We start from the raw sequence: 23,089 nt of genomic DNA, 5'->3' as shown, positions 1-23,089 counted from the left end.
TCAGGAATTAGTGAATATTTTGGGCGAGCAGTTTAGCATAAACACCGTTTTCACCCAGCAATTCATCGTGTGACCCAGACTCTACAATACGCCCTTGATTGAGCACAATGATGCGGTCTGCATGGCGTACAGTTGAGAGGCGGTGGGCAATGACGATTGCAGTGCGGCCATGGCGTAGCTCGTCGATGGCAGTCTGAACTTTGTGTTCGGATTCATTATCGAGTGCGGAAGTGGCTTCGTCGAGTATCAGTATTGGTGCATTTTTATACAATGCACGTGCGATCGCTATGCGCTGTTTTTGTCCACCGGACAGACGACCGCCCTGCTCGCCGAGATGACTATCGTATTTTTCCGGCAGGCGCTGAATGAAACCATCAGCATTAGCTCTTTTTGCTGCGGCAATGACGCGCTCACGGTCAGGCTCAGGATCGCCATAGGCAATGTTATCGATAATACCGGATGAAAAAACCACTGTTTGCTGAGTGACCAAGGCCAAGGCGCGGCGGCGATCTTGCATGGTCATTTCTGCAGTATCTATACCATCAAATAGAATGCGGCCATTGTCTGGCTGATAAAAACCGGCAATCAATGCGGCAATAGTTGATTTACCACTGCCGGATTCGCCGACCAGTGCGACGGTTTCGCCAGCGTCTATATGTAGTGAGAAATCATTTAGCACCTGATGTTCGCCGTAGCTGAATGAGACGTTTTCAAACGTCAGGCTACCGTGCTTGATTTGCTTGTGTGGTAAAGCTTTCTGTGGTTCTGTTGGGGTATCGAGAAAATCAAAAATGCTTTGCGTGGCTGCCATGCCTTTTTGGATGGGTTCAACGACTTTGCCAAGACGCTTAATTGGTGGAAATAGCAGTGCCATGGTACCGAGGAAGGCGACAAATGTCCCAGCGGTCATTTGTTCAGGCTGAGTTTGTGCAAGATTGGCTGCGATGATGATCACAACAGCAAGAGAGCCAATGATGATCATTTCAATGATCGGAGAGGCAATTTCAAGGTTTTTCTTTGACAGCAAGGCATGCTTAAGGACGGAGTAAGCTTGCTTGTCGAAGCGAGATTTTTCAAATTTTTCACCGTGATAAATACGCACAATCTCCCGACCGCGCAGACTTTCATCAACAACGTGATTCATGCCGCTCATGTCTTCCTGCATGGCCCGCGCGAGATTGCGCAGGCGGCGTGAAATGAAGGTAATGATAAAGGCGAGTAAAGGCGAAATACTCAATATCATCAGCGTCATTTTCCAATTGAGGTAGAAAAGATAGCTGAGCAAGGCAATGATAGTGATGATTTCGCGCACCAAAATCATCACTGCATCTGTCGATGCGCTCATCAGCTGTAAAACGTCATATGTAAAACGTGAAACGATTTCGCCATTGCTATGACGATTATGATAAGCCATAGGCAAGCGCAGTAGGTGTGCAAACATCTGTTTGCGCAAAGTATAGACGACGCGCTGAGCAAGCCAAGTTGATGCATAGGCACTGGTAAAGTTGGCAACACCACGGATTAAAAACCCTCCAATCAGTAGCGCAACCATGGCATAGACGGTCGTCATATCGCGCTCGGCAAAGCCACCATCAATCAGTGGCTTCAATACAAATGGCACAAGCGGTTCTGTCAATCCATAAACAATGGTAGCCAAAACAGTAAGAACTGCTATTTTCCAGTGTGGCTTGACGTAGCGGAGAAGCCTTATATAACGTACGCGGTCTTCTGTATTTAACATAAATTTAAGGGTGATTTTTATATGAAAGATATTTGTTGTTAGCGCTATTTACTGGCATTAGGCAAGATAAGAAAATGCACAGAGGAATAACAAAAAGCATAAAACCACTATTATGTGCATGAATAGAAACTTGGGTTAAACCAAAGCCCATGTGCAGAATAATGAGATAGTAACCTGCTTTTGCAATAGCATCATCAGCCCTATCTGCCAAGGAAACTTTTCCATTTAAATAGCGATGAAAAAGGGTCAGTGGCATAAGCAGCAGGGCAAGAAAAGCACCTAGACCAAGTAAACCTTGCTTTGCAAAAAGATCTAAATATTCATTATGAAAATGACCATAATATTCAATGGCATGACCTCGTCCATCGGCTACCCATGCCTTTTTGTCAGCTTCCATCTCATCTTTACTTGGTCCAAACAAGGGATAGTTCATGCCTTCATGGATAGCAAAGCGCCACATAGATAAGCGAGCACCTACAGATGTATTTTCTGTGCCGTGTTCAATATAAGCAGTAATTTCATTATTTGCTTTAATTAAACGTGATTGGATTGTATTTTTACCGAGTATACCAAGTATTGCTATACCCAATATGCTACTGAGTATTAGCCAATACCATTGTTGCCTACGAAGATGCTGGCGATTTTGCATGACAAAAATAATTGCGGCAATAAGTAAAGCTACCCATCCCCCCCGGCTTTGTGAGAGTAATGAAGCGGTCAGACCGAGGAAAAAACCAATCGGTAATGCAATAAGTAACCAGGATTGGCGTTGATGGCGAGCGTAGCTTATGCCGCACAAACACAATACGCCCAGTAGTGCTGATGCATTACCAAATTGAATTGCATTAAGATAACGCGATGCACGGGGGAATGTTAATGCTGGATTACCACCGTAGGTATAATACAGCGCACTAAGACCTGCACCTATTGCACCAACAGCAATACCCCACCATAGCCAATTTCTTCGTGGTGGGTAAACGCTGAGGTAAACCAAAAGCAGCATACAGGCAAGATAGCGGATAGGACGATTATAGTCGCCAGCGTCTGCGGACATTCTCCAAGCATACAAAATACCTACAATGGCATTAAGTGCCAATAATGCCAAAAGCCAGTAATGTATACGATTGAGTTGGATATGTTTTTTCCACCATGGTAAGCCAAATAAGGCCACAAGCAGTAATAGTCCGCTGCCATAGCTATAACCACTTTTGATGATTAGAGAAAGAGCAAAAAAAAGGAAAACGCAAAGGTTACTGGCTTGCTGGAACAGGCGTTCATGAGCGGTTTTTATGTGCATGGTGCTTTAGTCACTCTGCTTTAGATGATAGAGGATGATGTATTTATTGAGATTGTAAAAGCTCGCTGCGGCTGAGAGGAACAGTCCGTATGCCCCTCCAAGGAATGCGCCGCGTAAGATGTATTCACGAATAAAGGAAAAGCACGTACGGAAAGGAACGCTTGCGAGATTGGGCGATTTCTTTCCGGCACTGTATTTTTCTTGCGCCCAGATTTGGCTGTAGCGAATATTTTTAAGCAGAAAATGATAGAGGTTGTCGTTAGTGTAATGGCGCAAGTAGCCATTAAGCGTGATCACTTCTGCACCCTGCTCATCAACTGATTCGTGGACGTCAAATGGGTGATAGCTGAAGTGCTCACGAGCGTAAAGACGCACAATTTGGTCGTAATACCAGGCATTACCGTGTACAGCAGTGCCGCAGAAGATATTTTGCCGACGCAGGGCAAAAACTTTATCGGTTACGACTGGTTTGGCGAGTAGATCCTTAATTGCGGCAATTAACGCTTCGTTGGGTTGCTCATCGGCATCAAGGGCGAGGACGTAATCGCTACTGGCGTATTGTTGCGCTATTTGTCGCTGGCGGCCAAAGCCTGGCCAGTCAGTATTGATGTGCCATTTTGCACCGTAATGTTCAGCTATGCGTTTGGTTGCATCGCTACTGCCGGAATCAAGCAAGATTATTTCGTCAGCAAGATCGGCCAGGCTTGCAAGGCATGCAGGTAGATGCTTTTGTTCATTTTTAACGATCATCACCACACTTAACGTTGCTTTACGTGTATCAGCTGCTTTTTGTGGTGAGGGCATATTTTCTACGGTGATGTTGTGTGGCTGGAAGTCATTTTCGTAGCTTTGTGCGCGGTGGTTAAGGTCGTAGAGCAGCGCGTATTTGTTGAAGGTATATTCCGCAAATAGTGTCGCGTAAATAAAGCCATATTTTCCTTGCAGGAAGCGTCCATCAGCGAGATATTGCTTGAAAAATGCCCATACAGAGCGCAACCACACACCTGGTGGCGATACGTGTTTGCCACGTTGGTGGCGGTCTTTTGCCCAAGTCAGTGCGTATTCAAGTCGCTTGTGTAGCCAAAATGCCGGATCTGGTGCGGTGTGGTGCTCTAGATACCCATCGAGAACGGCGGTTTGTGCGCCGTCGAGGTTGACGGATTCATGAACTGGATTGTCGTTGTAGTGGAAATTCGCCGGATACAGTCGCCAATGTGCTTTGATCCGCCATTTTGGGTGGTCGATGCGTTTGCCAAAGACGTAGTCAAGACGTTTGATGCCGTAAACAGTCTTAGCGGGTGGCTGGGCGAGGATGGTGCGAATACTGTCAGCAAGTTCAGCTGTGACTACTTCATCGGCATCGAGCGCGAGAATCCACTTACCTTGGGCAAATGCTTGTGCGCGCTGGCGTTGCACACCAAAACCTTGCCAATCGCTATTTTCATGCCACTGCGCGCCATGGGCTACTGCGATTTGTTTGCTGTCGTCACTACTGCCGGAGTCGAGAATGATGATTTCATCTGCGAGTCCTTTGAGTGCAGGTAGGCTGAGCTTGAGGTTGTCAGCTTCATTTTTGACGATCATTACAACGCTGAGTTTCATGCATTCACCAGTAATTTTTGAGCCATGGTGCGGGTAGGATATGGCGATACCATTTACCGCCGCCACCTTTAATTGCGTCATGCGGGTTGACCTCACCGTGGAAAATCAGAATATCGCAGTCAGGCTGTTTGGGAGGCAAGATGAATGACAGTGGGAATGTGTGTAAAGCGTGGTATTTGTAGCTTTTGCACCACGATTTTGGCCAGTAGTGCAGCTCATTGCGCTGATCGACGTACCACGACAGATAAGCTTGCTCATTGCGGAATTGTTGACGAATCTCTACGAAGCGCTTGCGGAAATCGTCAAGCATGTCGGGATACGCACCAATCTTGAAGCGATATACCGAGCTGTTACCGGTAATGCGCCAAGGGCGTTTCCAGTCTTTGATGATAAAGACGCCATCTTGCTCTGCTTGGTGGGTGAAAAAATGATCAATATTACGGAAAATCACCACGTCGAGATCGAGGAATAATGCAGTACCGCTTAGCCCGTGCAAATTGCTACTGAACGTTGTCAGCTTGAGCCAGCCACGTTCGGGTAAGCCACTGGGTAAGTCCAATGAAGGGATTGGCAGACAACGCACAGCTTCATCAATACCTGAGCTGTCATCTGTCAGGCAGACCATTTCAAAAGGTATGGTCAGATTACGTTGTACCATGTGATACAAGCGATTGACGTATTCAGCGGGGTATTTGTTGCCCCATTTCATGCAGATAATGTAGTGTGGTGACATAAGCAGGCGTTGATTGAAAATCGCGTCATTATATACATAGATACTCTTATATGCCCGATGGCATGAATAGGTGCGTGGCGATATTGACGGAGGAAGAATGCACAGAATCACGATAGAAGATAGTACAGCGCTACTGATAGACATGCAGGAAAAGCTGCTGCCACACATTCATGAGCCGCAGCGGGTTATTGAACGAACAAAGATACTTTTGCAAGGTCTACAAGCGCTGGGAGTTCCTTTGATGCACAATCAGCAGTACAAAAAAGGACTCGGGGAGACTGCAGCGGATTTGCTACCACTACTCGATGATGTGCCGATATTTGAAAAGCGCAGCTTCAGCGTGTGTGACAACGAAGCCGCAATGGCGCATATCACCGCGCAGAAGCGCAAAATTTGTTTACTCTTTGGCGTAGAAAGCCACGTTTGCGTGATGCAAACGGCTTTAGATTTGCTTGATAAAGGCTACCAGCCTGTATTGATTACCGATGCTTGCTCATCACGTAACCCCCATGACCATGAAATTGCTATAGCACGGATGGTTGCTGCAGGTGTACGCATGGCAACGGTTGAGTCAATTTTGTTTGAGCTATTGCGCAGCAGTACCCATGCGCAATTTAAAACCATCAGTGCGTTAGTTAAATAATCAAGTAATAATAAATAATATCATTTAGATTGCTATTGAAGGTGGTATCAAAAATCAGTATAGTTCTGCGCTTACTTTGTCTGTAGAGAGCGCAAGCGTATTTGTTGCATATCGCTGGTTATCGCTTTCCGCATGTTTTGTGAGAGGCATTTGGCTATGAGCAAACTATAGTTATTGCTTGGAAACCAGATCATCACATCAGCGCATAATCAGCATGTTATTGCCAGTATGCAAAAGCCAGTTCAGCAAAGCTTCGAATAATTTTTTGTAAATCACGGGTACATCGAATGAGTGACTCTGCTGCGCAGGAACAGCCACGTCTGGCGGTGCACGATCTGGTCGTCGGTTATGGCGATAAAGTGATTATTGACGGCGTTAATCTTACCGTTGCCAACGGTGGCATTACGGCACTGGTTGGGCCAAATGGCTGTGGTAAATCAACTTTGGTCAAGGCAATGGCACGGGTACTTAAGCCTACAGCTGGCACAGTGATGCTTGATGGCGAAGATGTACACAAGGCCAATAGCAAGCTGATCGCAAAAAAAATGGCGCTGTTGCCACAAGGGCCTATTGCGCCAGAAGGCTTGACCGTGCGAGAGTTGGTTGCGCAGGGGCGCTTTCCGCATCAATCCCTGGTGCGCCAGTGGTCAAAAGCTGATCATGAGGCGATTGAGCAGGCGATGCTGGATGCTGATATTACCCAGTTTGCCGATCGCCCGGTCAGTGCGATGTCGGGTGGTCAGCGCCAACGGGTATGGATTGCAATGATCCTTGCACAACAGACCGATTTTTTACTGCTTGATGAGCCGACCACATTCCTCGATATGAAGGTGCAGATTGATGTACTGTCGCTACTTGCGAGGGCGACCCGCGATGTCGGGCGTACGTTGGTCATAGTGCTGCATGAGCTGAACATGGCGGCGGCATTTGCTGACCACATGGTGATGATGCGTGATGGGCAAATCATCACCAGCGGTGCACCGCGTGAGGTGTTTACTGAAGAAAATCTTGCCAAGGTATTTGATCTCGATGCGGCGGTCATGACTGATCCGACCCATGGGCATCCAGTGTGCCTGCCGCGCCTATACGCAGCCGGGAATGCATCATGAGTGGTGAGGCGGATGTGATGTCGCCAGCAGTTGGGCGTAAGCTGATTCCGCTGCCGTGGTTGTGGTGTATATTCGCATTGTTGTTGGCTTTTGCCCTGCATATTGCCGTCGGTGCGAAATCGATCCCACTTGGTGAGGTATTTAATGCCTTGCTCGATTTTGACGAGAAGAAATTTGACCATATTGTGATCTGGCAGTTGCGCCTGCCGCGTGCGGTGATTGCGCTAGTGGTCGGTGCGAGCCTTTCAGTTGCCGGGGCGCTGATGCAGGGTGTGACGCGTAACCCGCTCGCCGAACCGAGCATTCTTGGGCTGCTACACGGTGCATCGTTTTCGGTCGTGGTACTGGTGAGCTTTTTTGGTGTGCAAGACGCAGGCTGGTTACCACTGTTTGCGGCGATTGGTGCACTTGGTGCGGCGCTGCTGGTATGGGGGATTGCAGTATCGGCGCCTGGTGGTGCAACGCCCTTGACTCTGATTCTTTCCGGTGCGGCGGTGACGTCATTTTTGGCCTCGTTTATCGCAGTCATCAAGCTGATTGACCAAGATACTTTTGAAAACCTGCGCGTGTGGCTGACCGGCTCATTGGCGGGTCGTGATTTGAATGTACTGTGGTGGTGTAGTCCGTGGTTGATTGCCGGTATGGCAGTTGCACTGCTGGTTGCACGACAAGTGACAACTTTTGCCATGGGCGAAGAAACTGCAACTGGCCTCGGCGTCAAAGTTGGCCGCCTCAAGGTGATGGTGCTGTTTGCAGTGATCGCCCTGACAGCATCGAGCGTTGCGCTGGTTGGGCCGATGGGCTTTGTTGGGTTGGTTATCCCGCATGTCGTGCGCTTGTTTGTCGGCCATGATTATCGCCGCATTGTGCCGTATTCGATGATTGTTGGTGGCATATATTTGCTATTGGTTGATATTGTCGCGCGTGTGGCGCTCAGCCCAGTTGAGATTTCTACCGGCATTGTTACTTCAATTGTCGGTGCACCGTTGTTTGTGTGGTTGGTGAGGGTGAAGCTATGAATACAACCGCAACCAAACAGCATATTTTTTCTGCCTTTGACGGGCGCATTGCATTCAGTGTGCCGGTTCTGGCTTTGTGGATTCTGGTGCTGCTGATTGCCGCTATTGTCGCTGTGCTGGTTACCAGCCTGATGAGTGGTAGCTATCCGCTGGCAGTGCGTGAAGTATTGCAAACCTTGTTTGGCGAGCCGGTGTCAGGTAGTGCGGAAACCGTAGTATGGTCGTTCCGCTTTCCGCGTGCGCTGGTCGCAATACTGGTTGGCATGCTGCTCGCACTGTCGGGTGCTACGCTGCAAAATGTCACCCGTAATCCGCTTGCTGACCCGTCGCTGGTCGGGGTCAGTCAGGGAGCTGGTTTGGCAGTTGTAAGCATGATCGTCATCTTCCCTGATATCAGCTCGTATTATCGGCCACTGGCTGCATTTGGTGGCGCATTGGTCGTCGCAGCACTGATTCAATGGATGAGCATACACAAGCGCGGTGGGGATACCATGCGCTTTATTCTCACCGGCATTGGCGTGGCTGCTTTCATCTCGGCGCTAACTTCTGCAATGCTTACCTATGGTGATCTTGATCGGGCCCTTTCTGCATTGGCATGGCTGGCGGGCAGCGTCCATTCTGCTGGCTGGGACGAAGTTGCCTACCTCAGTATATGCACGATGTTACTGTTGCCCGTTCTATTTTGGGCGAGCCGCCCGATGATGGCACTGCGTATGGGCGATGAATTGGCGGTCAGCTTTGGTGTCCGTGTGCGCTTAATCCGCGTGGTCTTAATCACCCTTTCCGTGGCACTCGCTGCAGTGGCAGTCGCCGCTGTTGGGCCACTGGGCTTTGTCGGATTGGTTGCGCCACACGTCGCACGCCGGATTGCTCATGCAGGCGTCGGTTTGCATCTTGCTTTGAGCGCTGCGGTTGGCGCATTACTGGTCAGTGGTGCGGATTTAATCGGTCGTATTGCCTTTGCACCAGTACAAATTCCCGCCGGTCTGGTTACTGCCATGATCGGCGTTCCCATCTTTATCGCGCTGATTTTGCGCGGTCAAGCCAAGAGTGAATTGTAATTTTAACCACTAAAGGAGCTTTTGATGTTGAAAAAACTCATGACTAGCGCAGCGATGCTGCTTGTGGCTGCTCTGCAACCACTGTGTGCACAAGAAACTCGCCAAGTTACTGATGATCTTGGTCGTACTGTTGACGTACCGCTTCACCCTGAACGTGTTGCCAGCCTGCACGATACATCTATCACTGTGGCCTTACTTGAACTGGGGGTGATTCCAGTCGGCAGCCATGGCCGTACCACAAATGAGGGCGATGCACATATCCGTTCCGGCAAGCTGATGTCGGGTATGGATTTTGACAATTCAGATATCGCTTTTCTCGGTAATTCACCGGCAGATATTGAAAAAGTTGCTGCTGTTAAACCCGATTTAATTCTAACCACGACATGGCAGAATGCTGATGTTGATCAGCTCGCGGCTATCGCGCCGACCTATGTATTTGATCTTGGCAAAAGTGATGACTTTGAAATCTATGCCAAAATTGCTGAATTGATTGGTAAAGAAGATGTACTGAAATATCTCGATGCACGCTATCAAAGCCAATTACAGCAAATCCGCGATACCGTTGATGTCGAGAACACTAAAGTTGCGATTATTCAGGGCTACAAAGGTGAATTACTGGTGTGGAACACCTATGGTTCGCTGGGAAAAGTCTTGCGTGATGCCGGCTTTGAATTTCCTGAAATTGTGAACAACATCAGCGGCGGCGAGCGCCAGTCATTCAGTGGCGAATACCTGCCGCAATTTGATGCCGACATTATCTTCATCACCTATCGCCCGCAGCGTGGTGAAACCCCACAAAGTGCTGCCGACGAAATGGCAAAGATTCTGCCATCGTGGTGCGACGCCCTTACTGCGTGCAAAAACGGCAATATCGTTTACCTGCCACGTTCTGAAACCACCGCTGCAACCTACGACTCACTGGGCATGATGGCGTACACCATCATTGGGCAAACTGCAGGCCGTAGCGCACCTCAAAGCCAATAAGGTGGTCTACAGTAATCACATTGCTGAATTGGTATCTGCCCCTCGCTTTCATGAGGGGCAGATCATTACTTTTATAAATATAAATTTTTCAGTGGTTTGCAGGAATGTGGCAACCTGCACACCATTTTTTACTGCCACACCAAAATAAGGATAAATGATGAACTTAAAAAAAACCTTAACCGCTACTGCATGCGCCGCGTTGACGATAACCACCAGCCTAACTGCAGCCGCACTTGACTGTGAAGAAGGCATGCGTCCGTTCACCCACTTTGCCGGTGAAACTTGCATCCCCGAACACCCGCAACGCATTGTGTCGATGCGTGGTGAGCAGTTTACTGCACCACTATACGAGCTTGGCGCACCAATTATTGGCTCCAGCGGTCTGCAAAACGACAACATCAATGACGGCAAACCCTATCCACGCGGAGCATACGACCTCTTCGATCTCACTTTTGAAGACAGTGACATTGAATACATTGGCCACCCTAACCAGCCCGATCTGGAGAAAATCGCCAGCCTTCATCCTGACCTCATTTTTGCTCCCGACTGGCAAAGCGACCTCTACGAACAGCTTTCACAAATAGCCCCAACTGTGATTGTCGATATTTGGGGCAACCCAATGTTAGATCGCTATGAAATCATCGCTGATGCTGCAGGTAAGAAAGATGAGTTCAACAAACTCAAGCGCCGTTATGACCACAAGCTCGAACGCGCAAAAGTGGTCGTTGCTGATCGCTTTGAAGATCCGTCTAAAGTCAGTGTTTCATTGGCGCAGGCACGCAAGGACAAAATCCATGTGTACCGTATCTATGCAGCATTGTCGAAAGCAGTTGAGGACCTTGGCTTCTCTACGCCTGAATTGATTGCCAATATCGAAGAAGGCTATTTGCCGGTCAGCCCGGAAAAACTGCCGGAAATTGATGCAGATTTTATGGTTGGTACATACAGCCTTGCCTTGAATCAAAAGCCATCAACCATCGAAGCAGACTGGGAAAGCCTTATCCCCGGCTGGCAGCAGCAATTGCACCCGACACGCAGTAATCAGTACATCTTTATTGATCGTGAGCCGATGCGCGCCCTGTCGTTCCGTGCTGTTGAAGACACCATGGCTATCCTGCTCTCGAATATTGCAGGCCGTGGTTACACTCCCAAAGAACAATCACAAAACCAGTAAGGTATATTGATGAAACACCTGATGACATCATGGCATGTCACCATCGCGGCAACACTGCTTGCCGCGATGACACCGGCACAAGCGTTAGATTGCAGCGAAGGGATGCGCGCCTATCAGCACGCTGCTGGTGAAACTTGCATACCCGAGCATCCGCAGCGTATTGCTGCACTTGATGACCTACGCCTCAGCCTGCCGTTGATCGAACTCAACGCACCACTGATTGCTTCTCACGGGCGTATCAGTAAAGTCGATGGCAGCCAGTACATCCGCGCCGCTGAAAACCTGACTGGTGCGACCTTTGCCAACAGCGGACTGGCATTTCTCGGCAACGATCCGATCGACCTCGAAGCCATTGCTCAAGCCAACCCTGATTTAATCATCACATTGGTGAGCCGTAACGTCCCCGTGGCCAAACTGGAAGAAATCGCACCTGTGGTCGTCTTTGATGAAGACAATACCGACCGCTTTGCCATTTATCAGGCACTTGCTGATTTGACTGGTACGCAGGCACGCCTTGACCAACTCGAAAACCGCTACGCAGCGCAGCTCGCGCAACTCAAGCGGCTGGTTAACAGTAGTGACATTCGCGTATCAATCATCGAAGGCTCGGATGGTGAAATTTCCATTCAGCACACTTATGGTAGTTTGGGGCGCGTGTTGCGTGATGCCGGATTTGTCCTGCCGGAAATGGTCAACAATCTTGCACCGGGCAGCGCACAGAAAGTCAGCGCCGAATACCTGCCGCAGCTTGATGCGGACGTGATTTTTGACACTTTCCGCGGCGACCGCAACGAAACCCCGCAGGATGCCGATCAGCGTATGCGCGAAGTATTGGAAAATTATTGCGACGTACTTGAAGCGTGCAAAAACGGACGCTACTACCGCATCCCGCGCGATGAAGCCTACGCCATTTCCTACAACGCCCTGGCGCAAATGACCACCATGCTGCAAACCATTTTTTCTGCACCGAGTCTGAATCAAGCCGACTAAGTGATTGAACTTGATCGCTAAAAACCCCGCACCATATTTATGGCACGGGGTTTTTATTTTTTTGGTTAATCTGTGGCTATTTTCTGGAATTAGACTGCACATTAACCAGCAAAATCTTTCAAAACAGACGAGAAATCAAGGTATCGTTTACGCGCCTGTATTCACCGTTTCTATTCAAAGGAAGAAACGGGTTGCAATGGTAATACGATGGCGATGTGCAGGCCGCGCATGCCGTCGCTGCGGTTTTGCGCGCTGATGCTGCCTTGATGGGCTTCGATGATGGCTTTGGCGATGGCGAGTCCGAGGCCGTGACCGCCGGTTTTGCGCTGGCGCGTGTTATCGAGGCGCACAAAGGGTTGAAAGATGCGCTCGCAATCGGCGGCACTGGTGATGCCGTTGCCGCTGTCGCTGATGTCGATATGCAGATTATCGCCGTGGTTGGTGACGACGGCGCTGACCGCGCCGCCTGCTGCGGTGTGCATAAAGGCATTGCGGATGATGTTTTCCAGTGCGCTGTGCAGGCGCGGTTTGTCGCCAATGAGCGTGGCTTGTCCGGCGCGCTGGTGCGTCCAATTGATGTGCTTGTGCTGGAATTCAAAGCAAACATCTACGCCGATGCTGTCAATCAGGGCGTCAATGTCGCAGTTTTCGCTGTCGAGGATGGTGCTGCTGTTGTGTTGCAGGGACTGGATGGTGATGATGTCGGCAATCAAGGTGTTCATGCGCTGGATGTCGTGCTGGATACGGTCAAGGTAAGCGGTTGCTTGCGGTGCCTGATCACGAGTGAGTTCGGTCGCGACCTGCATGCGTGCTAGTGGCGAGCGCAGTTCGTGCGAGATGTCGCTCAGCATCTGGTTGCGTGCGTTTTCGCTGTCCTGCAAGCGTTGTCCGAGGGCGGCAATGTCGTGGTCGAGAGCGGCGAGTTCGTCGTGTTTGCGCTGCGGGGTTGTAGTTGCTGCTTGGTATTGTCCGCTGCCAATTTGATGGACGTTACGTTGCAAGCGACGAATACGGTTGCTCAGTGAGCGGCTGGGGGCATAACAAATGGCGGCACTGAGCAGCAGCAACAATACAAACCGGACGCCAAATGTGCCACGGCGCGCTTGCAACAGTTCTTGTATGGATAGGCGCGGCGTGATTTGGACAAACAGTTTGTCGCCGTCGGCGGTGGTGATGGCGGTAGCTGGCGGTGCAAAACTGTCCTGCCAGCTGCCAATCATGTCCAGCCAGTGGCGGCGCGGGTCGTCATCACCGACCGGAAAAGCGGTCAGTTCGTTCTTGCGTTGCGTGCGCAATTGGGCTTGGTCGGGGTAGCGGATTTGCCCTTGTGCGTCGATGATGCTGATTTGCCCTACGAGGTCGGGTTGTTGCTGGTAGAGGCGTTCAATGGCCTGAGGGTTGCCATCTTGCAGGTCGGCCATGATGCTGTTTTGTATGCGCGTAAGTTGTTCGATGCGCGCTTCCATGTGGGTGGTGACAGCACGTTCCGTCAGCCAACGCTCGGCAAACAGCGAGATGATGACGGTAAACACGACGGTGGCCAGCGTGGTGATAAAAAATTGCCAGAACAGAGTCAGTTTCATTAGATCACCAGTTGGTAGCCTTTGGCACGAACGGCTTTGATTGGCTCGTCATCATAGGGTTGTAATTTTTTGCGCAGGCGCGAAATGTGTACGTCGATGCTGCGGTCAAAAGGTTGTAATTCGCGTTGCAGCACGGTTTCGCTGAGCCAGTCTTTGCTCACAATTTCGCCTTTGTGCTTGAGCAATGCCAGCAGCAGGTCAAATTCGGTGCCGGTCAGGGCGAGTGCTTCGCCGTCAATCAGGCAACTGCGTTGTTGCGGGTTCATGGTTAGGCGGCTTTCGGGCAAAGTATCGCCGCTGTCATTGCTGCGCTGGCTGCGCTTGATGACAGCGTGAATCCGCGCCAGTAGTTCGCGCGGGTTGCAGGGCTTGGCGATGTAGTCGTCTGCACCGAGTTCGAGACCGACGATGCGGTCGATTTCGTCACCTTTGGCGGTGAGCATAATCACGGGTATCTCGCCGGATTGCGCCAGTTGTCTGAGGACGCCGAGGCCGTCGAGCTTCGGCATCATGATGTCGAGTACCAGCAGGTCGTAAGCGTGCTGCTTGAGCTGCGCCAAAACCGCTTCGCCGTCGTGTACGGCGTCGCAGTTGACCCCGTGGCCGCGCAGGTATTCGCACAGCAGCGCGGTCAGTTCTTCGTCGTCGTCACCCAGTAAGATATGCAGCATCATTGTCCTAATCTGTTATCGTGTACGGGCATTATCAACCACGCATCCATACGCGACAAGCGCCAATCATAGCCGTTACTTTTCTTTACTTTTCCTGAATGTTTGTAACCGGCGTTTTACCTAAGATAGCTCCTGTGAGATGAGCAAACGGTGCTGATCTCGCTGTTTTACAGTTAATTAAAAGGATAGAAAAATGAAAAAGTTTTTATTGGGTTCAGGTCTTGTGGTTTCAGCTATTTCGGCTTCGGTATTGTTCAGTGGCTTCGGCTACGCACAAGGCATGGGTGGTCCTTTTGGTGCAGACGGCAACAATAGAATGATGCAGTTTTTTGCTAAAAAGCTCGACCTCAGTGATGCGCAACAAGCCGAAATTCAAGCCATCATGGATAACGCTCGTGAGAACATCGACTTTGAGCAGAAAAAAGACGACTTTGCCGCCACGCAGGCCGAAGTGGAAAAGCTGGTCGAAGCCGATACGCTGGATACACAAGCACTTGACCAACTTGCACAAAGCGTCGGTGAGCGCGCACAGCAAGGCTTTACCCAGTTCGTGACCATCCGCCATGACATTAATCAGGTACTGACCGCAGAGCAGCGCAGCAAATTGCAGGAAATGCGCGAAAAAGGCGGCATGTGGGGCAGAGGCGGTAAAGGCTTTGGTGGATTCGGCGGGTTTGGTCGCTTTGGTGGCGGCTGGAACTCAGGCGAGTAATCAGAGGCAAACAGCAAGCCGGTAAAGGGATTTACCGGCTTTTTTATCTTTAAACGCTATAGCCACTTTATAAAGCGTTGTCTTACCATCCTGGTTGAACTACTTGCGCGAATGCACCTCATACAATATCTAATAATTACTGAGCGATAGTCACAAAAAAGCCGCCTTGATGGGCGGCTTTTTTGTGTTTATGGTCATTCATTATAAGAACATGGTTGCCAGTCCGAGCAGGACGAGGAAGCCGACCACATCCGTTACCGTGGTGAGGATGACCGAGCCAGCAAGCGCCGGGTCGATGTTGAGTTTTTTCAGCAGCAGCGGGATGCCAACACCCGATAGTGCCGCGCAAATCAGGTTGATAAAGATGGCGCAGACAACTATCACGGCGAGGTTGGCTTGCCCGAACCACACCAGCGCAATGGTCGCGGTGACCAGCCCCCACACGGCGCCATTAATCAGGCCGATAATCAGCTCGCGCCACAGCAGTGACCAGGCGTTCGAGCCTTCGATTTGCCCGAGGGCAATACCGCGGATGATGATGGTCAGTGATTGCGAACCGGCGATGCCACCCATACTTGCGACCAATGGGCTGAGCGCGGCAAGCGCGACGACTTTTTCAATCGTCGCGCCAAATGCGTTGATGACCGAGGCGGCGAGCAGCGCGGTAACGAGGTTGATACCGAGCCAGATGCCACGGCTGACCGCTGCTTTGCGAATTGGTGCGAAGGTATCGACCTCTTCGTCCATACCCGCGGTTTGCATGAGGATACGCTCTGCTTCTTCCTGCATGTAGTCGATGACGTCATCAACGGTGATACGGCCGACCAGCTGTTCGGCATCATTGAGAACCGCTGCGGAAATGAGGTCGTGCTCACGGAATTGCTGCGCGACGGTGTGCGCGTCGTCATGGACGTTGAACGAGACGAAGTCGCTGTTCATGACTTCGGCAATCAACGCGTCGTTATTGGCGGTGAGCAGGCGGGTGAGGATCAGCTCACCTTGAAGATGTCCATCGCGATCGACGACAAATACTTTGCTGGTCACATCCGGCAGGTCGTCCATGCGGCGCAGGTAGCGCACTACGGTTTCGATACGTACGTCGCTGCGTACGCTGATCGCGTCGGTATTCATCATACCGCCGGCACTTTCGTCGTCGTATTCGAGCATCTCGGCGAGGCGTTCGCGCTGTGCGATGTCGAATGAGCTGAGTAGTTGCAGGGCGGTGTCTTCAGGGATGTCTTGCAGGAAGTCAACGAGGTCATCGTCGTCCATGCTTTCGGCGGTCTGGCGTAGTTCTTCCGGCGACATATCCTCGACGATGTCTTCCAGCGCACTTTCACCGAGGTGCGCGAGGACGTCACCATTGTATTCTTCGTCAACCGCATCCCAGACTTGTTCACGTTCAGCAGGCGGCAGAGATTCGAGGATACGCGCGATTTCGGCAGGCGCCATCTCGTTAATGACCTGCTCGACCTCGGCGATATTGTCTTCAGAAAGTGCTTCACGCACCTGCGCCAATGGGCTTAACGCTTCTTCCTGATCGTCGTCATGATGATTGTGTTCGAGTTCGGTCATATCCGTTCCTTGCTGTTGGTCTCTCGCGCAGTGTGGCCGGCGAATGCAGAGCATTGCCAGTATTCAGCGTCCAGAGTGTCTGAAAATAAAGCCCGACCTGATTTATGCTTTGCGCTAGCAAAGTGTCCATCGTTATAAAACGGGAGGAAAGTCGGCTGTGGTTGCAGGCGCGATTTTGTGGTGTTCTTTGGATGATTGATTGGCAATGACGTTAAAACGTGACTGCACGGTTAAACCGATCAGCTAAAACACGGATGATTGAAAATAATTGGAGTAATTATAAAAGCAGAAAGCGCGCCCGAAGGCGCATTATTTTTAACCATAAAGCCGCATAATGCAAGTGGTTGTGCGGCTTTATGGATTTTTTCTCATTAATCGCAAGCAGACGGCAAAAAGCGCTCGTATTGCACAGTGTCGAATGAACAACGGTATTGTTTATCGCCACCTTGCTTGCGGCGTGTCACCGTCATCCACGTATCGTTAAATGACCCGCCGAGGAGCAACGCAATGTCATCATCTTCAAAGACTACATCCTTGACGATGCGGACATGTTGTATCACCTGCACAATCTGCTGCTTTTCTGCTGCTGATAGTTGTGAAACAGGCTTGTCCGTTCCAGCCGTTTGCAATGCGTTATATGCCGCGACATAAGCACTCATCGCCTCGCTGCGCATCACGTAATCCTGATACGCCGGAATCGCAATCGCCGCCAGAATGCCGGCGGTGGCAACTGTGGTCATATTGCCGCTACCGGTGTAGAGCCAATCAGTGAGGTCGTGTGGTGAGTGCAGGGTAAACGCCAGCGCATTATCCTCGTTGACCACATCAAAAGTGAGTAGACCGGACGACGGCAATGCCAATTCCTGCGCTGTTGGCATCTCAGTGAGATTGACCGGCTTACCAGCCACGTGCCCCATCTGCTGCAAATAATGCAAAGTGCCATAGTAATGCTGCTGGGATAAATCCTGCACCGGCATCACATAGGCAAAGCTGCTTTTTTGCACATCGACACCGGCCTCGCTCAGCCAATCCTGCATCGACGTATCCGCAGTGCTTTGTTCGCGCGCCATCAACGGCTGCGGCAAGCTTGAAACCAGCAAATAGTCGCCCTCGTTTTTGAGATAAAAATCATTGGGTGCGCTGAGCAATGCCTGTAGCAAACGCGGCACAGGTTTGCTTTCTTCTTCCATGTCAGCAAACAGTTTGTTGCTGACCGTCAAATGGCGGATACCGTGCCCAACGTCTTCATCTGCAGTAATCCAACCGGCTTTTTTCAGCATCTCGATCGCGTCATTGAGCATCGGTTCAGTTGCCGCGTCGATGGCTGTGACTTGTCCGTTATCATCAGCAAACATCAGCCATTGCGTCGCCGCTGCATTGAGCAGCACGTCCACATCAATATTGTGTTTGTCCGCGAGCACCTGCTTGAACGACTGATAATCGTTGCCTTTGCCAATGGTCTGCATAAACTGCGTCATGTCCTCTGCTGGCGGCGGCGACCACAGCATCGCCCACTGCGGCTGACCGTGCGTCATTAGCGATAAATCGCTGCCATCATGGCTCGGCAACAGCAAACGTAGCCCTGTCCTTTGCGGCATATCCAGCGCCAGCCATGCCGCGTAACCATCACTATCACTGCTACTTGCCAGCGACAGGCTTTGCAAATCCTTCAACAGCAATGCCGCGAGCATAGGCTGCTCTACCGCCGCTATCATGGCCGCCTGCGGCTGGTTTTTCACCCACACAAATAGATTTCCCGTATCGCCTTGCAGCGCGTAGAGTTGCGCCTGAAGTTGTGCATTGGTTGTCTGCTGCGTCCATTGCCAATCCGGTGCGTTCTTTTTATCCAGCATAAACAGCAAGCGACCACTCTCTGCGTCAAAGCGGTAAGCAGCCACCTGCTTGCCACGTTCAAACAGTGTACCCGTACCGGCTTGATCACTACGCACTTCAAACGGGCTACCCTTGAATACGGCGGCAAGCATCGCATCGACATCTGCCGCATTTTGCCCGTTCAGCAGCACAGAAGCACGTATCTGCGGCTGCCCCGACATTACGTCAATCAGCGCCACTTCCAGCGGTGATGCGGCTTGTTCTGCCATCACCCGCAACAACGGCCGTGCTTCTTCCGGCATCCCTTGCAGCCACCAGTCAATTAACGCCGGATACACCTGCGCCCACGCCTTATCCAGCGCTTCGGGTTGATCCTTTGGATCGGTTAGTAGTAGCGATGGCAACGCTGGAATGCGCACATACGCATCGGTGCTGTCGGGTAAATGATCCATTAGCCATTTCTGCTGTTCTGCTTGATTGAGTCGCTCGAGATTCTCTGAGCCATCAAGTGTTCCATACAAAGTTGTCTCGGCACACACGGGCGCAGCCGCCAAACCCAATGCACACGCCATCGCAAGCGGCAATTTCCTGATAAAAGTCATATAATCATCCTTGAGCAAATGAAGAAATACTATAACGCAAATCAGTGTTTGGGTATTTTATTTGCCGGCAGGATGATAGAGGGTGTCGCACGGTCTCCTTTGATTGAAAAAACCGATTGTTAATAAAAGATAATGTAATATATCTTGTAATTGTCTCATGCAACCCAATATCAGTTTTAATCAAAAACTTTAAGGATATTGTCATGCAACAAAAAATGACTGCACGCTTCCAAGAAGCCATTGCCGCAGCGCAATCGCTCGCGGTCGGCAAAGATCACAACTACATCGAACCGGTGCATATTCTGCACGCCCTGCTCAATCAGGAAGGCGGCGCGAGTGCGTCGATCCTGCGTCAAGCAGGTGTGAATGTAAATGCGCTGCGCCACAAGGTAGACGACATCATCGAGAATTTACCGGTTGTCAGCCAAGCCAACGGGCAAGTTCAAGTGTCGCCGGAAACTGTGCGCCTGCTCAACCTGTGCGACAAATTTGCGCAGCAGCACGGCGACAGCTACATTTCATCAGAAACCTTCCTGCTCGCCGCGCTGGACGCGAAAGGTGACCTCGGAAAGGCACTGAAAGACAACGGCGCAAATAAAAACAAGCTGGAAAAAGTGATTGACGATCTGCGCGGCGGCGAACCCGTCACCGACGAGAACGCCGAGGACAAGCGCGAAGCACTGAAAAAATATACCATCGACGTGACCGCACGCGCCGAAGACGGCAAGATTGACCCTGTTATCGGTCGTGACGAGGAAATTCGCCGTGCAATGCAAATCCTGCAACGCCGCAGCAAGAATAACCCCGTATTGATTGGTGAGCCGGGTGTCGGTAAAACCGCGATTGTCGAAGGCTTGGCACAGCGTATCGTCAATAACGAAGTGCCGGAAAGCCTCAAGGGCAAGCGCCTGCTCTCGCTCGACCTTGCCGCCCTGCTCGCCGGTACCAAATACCGTGGTGAATTCGAGGAGCGCCTCAAAGCGGTACTGACCGACATTGAAAAAGCCGACGGCCAAATCATCCTGTTTATCGATGAAATCCACATGATGGTCGGTGCGGGCAAAACTGAAGGCTCGATGGACGCGGGCAATATGCTCAAGCCAGCCCTGGCGCGTGGTGAGCTGCACTGCATCGGCGCGACCACGCTCAATGAATACCGCCAGCACATGGAAAAAGACGCGGCACTGGAACGCCGTTTCCAGAAAGTCGTGGTTGATGAGCCAAGCGTGGAAGACACTATTGCCATCCTGCGCGGTCTGCAAGAGCGCTACGAAGTGCATCACGGTATCAAGATTACCGACCCTGCGCTGGTCGCTGCTGCTGTGCTGTCACACCGCTACATCACTGACCGCAAACTGCCGGACAAAGCGATTGACCTCATCGACGAAGCGGCCGCACAAATCCGCATGGAACTCGATTCCAAGCCGGAAAGCATGGACCGTATCGACCGCCGTTTAATCCAGCTGAAAATGGAGCGCCTCGCGCTGGAAAAAGAAAAAGACGATGCGTCGAAAAAGCGCCTCGCTGACATCGAAGCGGACATCGACACGCTGGAACAGGAATACGCCGACCTCGAAGAAGTCTGGCAGGCAGAAAAAGCCACCATTCAGGGCAGCGCCAGTATCAAAGAGGAAATCGACAAACTGCGTACCGAACTGGAAGCCGCCAAGCGTCAAGGTAACTTCGAGCGCATGAGTGAAATCCAGTACGGCAAATTGCCCGCGCTGGAAAAGCAATTGGCAGAAAGTGAACAGACCGAAAACGCACCGGAAAACCACCTTGTGCGCAGTAAAGTGACCGACGAAGAAATCGCCCACATCGTGTCACGTTGGACAGGCATCCCTGTCAGCAAAATGATGGAAAGCGAACGCGACAAACTGCTGCAACTCGAAAGCGTATTGAATGAGCGCGTCATCGGGCAGCAAACTGCGGTTGAAGCGGTTGCCAACGCCATCCGCCGTAGCCGTGCCGGATTGTCTGACCCGAACCGTCCGATTGGATCGTTCCTGTTCCTCGGCCCAACCGGTGTCGGTAAAACAGAATTGTCGCGTACCCTTGCGCAATTCCTGTTCGATAGCGAAGACGCGATGGTGCGTATTGACATGAGTGAGTTCATGGAAAAGCACAGCGTTGCCCGCCTGATTGGTGCGCCTCCCGGCTACGTTGGCTACGATCAAGGCGGCTACCTCACCGAAGCGGTGCGTCGCAAGCCATATTCCGTCATTCTGTTTGACGAAATCGAAAAAGCACACGGTGATGTATTCAACATTCTGCTGCAAGTACTCGATGACGGCCGCCTGACCGATGGACAAGGCCGCACCGTGGACTTCCGCAACACCGTCATCATCATGACCTCGAACCTTGGTTCGGATCTGATTCAGGCGATGAGCGATCAAGGCTACGACGCGATGAAAGAGGCGGTCATGGAAGTAGTTGCGACCAACTTCCGCCCTGAATTCATCAACCGTATTGATGAAGCAGTGGTCTTCCACGGCTTGGGTAAAGAACACATGGCCGGTATTGCGAAAATCCAGCTTGGACGACTGGAAAAACGCCTCGCTGACCGCGATCTGCAACTCGACATCAGCGAAGCCGCACTCGCGCACCTCGTCGAAGTCGGCTACGATCCGCTGTTCGGTGCCCGCCCGCTCAAGCGCGCCATCCAGCAATATCTGGAAAACCCGCTTGCGCAGGACATCCTCGCTGGAAAATTCATCCCCGGCAGCACCGTCCACATCGGCTACGATGACGAAAAAGGCTTCACCTTTAGCTAATCAAACCAACCCCAAAAAGCCCGCTTCGGCGGGCTTTTTCTTATTTATTTCATGTTATGATGATGTTTTTAAATGCATAAATCATCATGACAGAATCTCTTGCTATTGACCCTTATTTGTTTGACGAACAGTTCAGCGCTTTCAAGGTATTTGTTGAGTACGAATCACGCATGCGCTTCACGTCTTTCATCTCAAATCCTTTTATTAACCATCACGAAGGCTATAAATACGAGATTTATCAAACTGCGCGGGAAAAGCTGGCATTAGAAAAATGGCATGAGCAAGATATCGGTAGTGGCAAAATAGTTGCTTGTACTATCGCTGCCATAGAACTCAAAAATAATAATTTCTTTGATTTGCATGGTAAATATGGACCGGAAAGTCGCTTGCATCACAAGCTCTATCTTGCCCAAGAAACACAGGAAGATGTAGCGGAAATAGAACGTTGCTTATTCAATATCTATTACGGCACGAATGAAGGCGCATCATTTGACCACGCTATCAGTATATTTGGTCAAAAATACCCATTTCTTGCCTATCTGTTCTTTCTTAAAGATTGCTCTTTGTATTTGCCGGTCAAGCCTACTTTTTTTGAACAAGCTTTTTCTTCGCTTGGTGTAGATTTGAAGTTAAGCGGTCGATGTTCATGGGAAAACTACAGCCGTTACCTTGAGGTTATGGATGAGTTGAGGCTACTGCTGTCCGATAAATTATCTTGTTCGGTTACATTATTGGATGCACACAGCTTCGCATGGATGCTCAACACTCAGGTGACAGTAGAGCCAGCACAAACAACCGATGTCGAGGTATATGGCGAAACAGAAAGAGAATCTCTCATCAAGGCACGTAAAGGGCAAGGAAAGTTTCGTGATGAACTCAAGAAGTATTGGTCTAATGCCTGCGCTGTTACTGGCTGCCAGGCAGTGGATTTACTGCGTGCTTCGCATATAAAACCGTGGTGCGCGTCTGATAATACAGAGTGACTG

The 23,089-nt window shown here is 50.7% G+C and carries 18 protein-coding genes; 10 read left to right on the top strand and 8 right to left on the bottom strand.

Annotated features, from left to right (window positions below; genetic code table 11):
- Positions 1–7: 7 nt before the first annotated feature.
- From msbA to KRX19_02580, 4 genes are read right to left on the bottom strand one after another with little or no spacing between them, the layout of a single operon-like run.
- The gene (msbA, locus tag KRX19_02595) at positions 8–1,741 is read right to left on the bottom strand and encodes a lipid A export permease/ATP-binding protein MsbA (GenBank protein MBV7433903.1); all 1,734 of its coding nucleotides are present in this window, start codon (positions 1,739–1,741) and stop codon (positions 8–10) included.
- A gap of 4 nt (positions 1,742–1,745) precedes the next feature.
- Entirely contained in the window at positions 1,746–3,038 is a 1,293-nt protein-coding gene (locus KRX19_02590; protein MBV7433902.1) for an O-antigen ligase family protein, read from the bottom strand.
- A gap of 6 nt (positions 3,039–3,044) precedes the next feature.
- Positions 3,045–4,640, bottom strand: coding sequence for a glycosyltransferase family 2 protein (locus tag KRX19_02585; protein ID MBV7433901.1), 1,596 nt, complete (start codon positions 4,638–4,640; stop codon positions 3,045–3,047).
- Positions 4,641–4,644: 4 nt separating this feature from the next.
- Entirely contained in the window at positions 4,645–5,373 is a 729-nt protein-coding gene (locus KRX19_02580; protein MBV7433900.1) for a glycosyltransferase, read from the bottom strand.
- 97 nt (positions 5,374–5,470) lie between these two features.
- On the opposite strand from KRX19_02580, the gene KRX19_02575 reads away from it, so the two are divergent.
- The 7 genes from KRX19_02575 (at position 5,471) to KRX19_02545 (ending at position 12,353) form a co-directional block, all read left to right on the top strand.
- Positions 5,471–6,016 (top strand): hydrolase, encoded by a 546-nt coding sequence (locus tag KRX19_02575; GenBank protein ID MBV7433899.1) that lies wholly within the window; start codon positions 5,471–5,473, stop codon positions 6,014–6,016.
- Between the two features lie 287 nt (positions 6,017–6,303).
- On the top strand, positions 6,304–7,125 hold the full coding sequence (locus KRX19_02570; protein ID MBV7433898.1) for an ABC transporter ATP-binding protein: 822 nt from the start codon (positions 6,304–6,306) through the stop codon (positions 7,123–7,125).
- A complete protein-coding gene (locus tag KRX19_02565; GenBank protein ID MBV7433897.1) occupies positions 7,122–8,144 on the top strand; it encodes an iron ABC transporter permease in 1,023 nt (340 codons plus the stop codon). Before KRX19_02570 ends, KRX19_02565 begins: the two co-directional genes overlap by 4 nt.
- The gene (locus tag KRX19_02560) at positions 8,141–9,205 is read left to right on the top strand and encodes an iron ABC transporter permease (protein ID MBV7433896.1); all 1,065 of its coding nucleotides are present in this window, start codon (positions 8,141–8,143) and stop codon (positions 9,203–9,205) included. The genes KRX19_02565 and KRX19_02560 overlap by 4 nt, the downstream gene beginning before the upstream one ends.
- 24 nt (positions 9,206–9,229) lie before the next feature.
- Entirely contained in the window at positions 9,230–10,189 is a 960-nt protein-coding gene (locus tag KRX19_02555; GenBank protein MBV7433895.1) for an ABC transporter substrate-binding protein, read from the top strand.
- Positions 10,190–10,346: 157 nt separating this feature from the next.
- Positions 10,347–11,363 carry an ABC transporter substrate-binding protein gene (locus KRX19_02550; protein MBV7433894.1) on the top strand — a complete coding sequence of 339 codons (1,017 nt, stop codon included), beginning with the start codon at positions 10,347–10,349 and terminating at the stop codon, positions 11,361–11,363.
- 9 nt (positions 11,364–11,372) lie between these two features.
- Positions 11,373–12,353, top strand: coding sequence for an ABC transporter substrate-binding protein (locus tag KRX19_02545; GenBank protein ID MBV7433893.1), 981 nt, complete (start codon positions 11,373–11,375; stop codon positions 12,351–12,353).
- A gap of 170 nt (positions 12,354–12,523) precedes the next feature.
- Here KRX19_02545 and KRX19_02540 read toward each other — a convergent pair whose 3' ends face one another.
- Positions 12,524–13,936 carry a hypothetical protein gene (locus KRX19_02540; protein MBV7433892.1) on the bottom strand — a complete coding sequence of 471 codons (1,413 nt, stop codon included), beginning with the start codon at positions 13,934–13,936 and terminating at the stop codon, positions 12,524–12,526.
- Positions 13,936–14,610 carry a response regulator gene (locus KRX19_02535; GenBank protein ID MBV7433891.1) on the bottom strand — a complete coding sequence of 225 codons (675 nt, stop codon included), beginning with the start codon at positions 14,608–14,610 and terminating at the stop codon, positions 13,936–13,938. Before KRX19_02535 ends, KRX19_02540 begins: the two co-directional genes overlap by 1 nt.
- Before the next feature lie 190 nt (positions 14,611–14,800).
- On the opposite strand from KRX19_02535, the gene KRX19_02530 reads away from it, so the two are divergent.
- On the top strand, positions 14,801–15,319 hold the full coding sequence (locus tag KRX19_02530) for a Spy/CpxP family protein refolding chaperone (protein ID MBV7433890.1): 519 nt from the start codon (positions 14,801–14,803) through the stop codon (positions 15,317–15,319).
- Between the two features lie 201 nt (positions 15,320–15,520).
- On the opposite strand, the gene mgtE is transcribed toward KRX19_02530, so the two are convergent.
- Positions 15,521–16,894, bottom strand: a complete 1,374-nt coding sequence (gene mgtE / locus KRX19_02525; protein MBV7433889.1) for a magnesium transporter — start codon at positions 16,892–16,894, stop codon at positions 15,521–15,523.
- A gap of 371 nt (positions 16,895–17,265) precedes the next feature.
- Positions 17,266–19,329: a hypothetical protein gene (locus tag KRX19_02520; protein MBV7433888.1), complete on the bottom strand. Its 2,064-nt coding sequence runs from the start codon at positions 19,327–19,329 to the stop codon at positions 17,266–17,268.
- 203 nt (positions 19,330–19,532) lie between these two features.
- On the opposite strand from KRX19_02520, the gene clpB reads away from it, so the two are divergent.
- Both clpB and KRX19_02510 read left to right on the top strand, forming a co-directional pair.
- On the top strand, positions 19,533–22,103 hold the full coding sequence (gene clpB, locus KRX19_02515) for an ATP-dependent chaperone ClpB (protein MBV7433887.1): 2,571 nt from the start codon (positions 19,533–19,535) through the stop codon (positions 22,101–22,103).
- 86 nt (positions 22,104–22,189) lie between these two features.
- Positions 22,190–23,086, top strand: coding sequence for an HNH endonuclease (locus tag KRX19_02510; GenBank protein ID MBV7433886.1), 897 nt, complete (start codon positions 22,190–22,192; stop codon positions 23,084–23,086).
- The last annotated feature ends 3 nt before the right edge of the window (positions 23,087–23,089 follow it).

Source organism: Cardiobacteriaceae bacterium TAE3-ERU3 (assembly GCA_019218315.1).
Classification (GTDB): domain Bacteria; phylum Pseudomonadota; class Gammaproteobacteria; order Cardiobacteriales; family Cardiobacteriaceae; genus JAHUUI01.
This window is presented reverse-complemented; position numbering and strand designations above follow the sequence as displayed.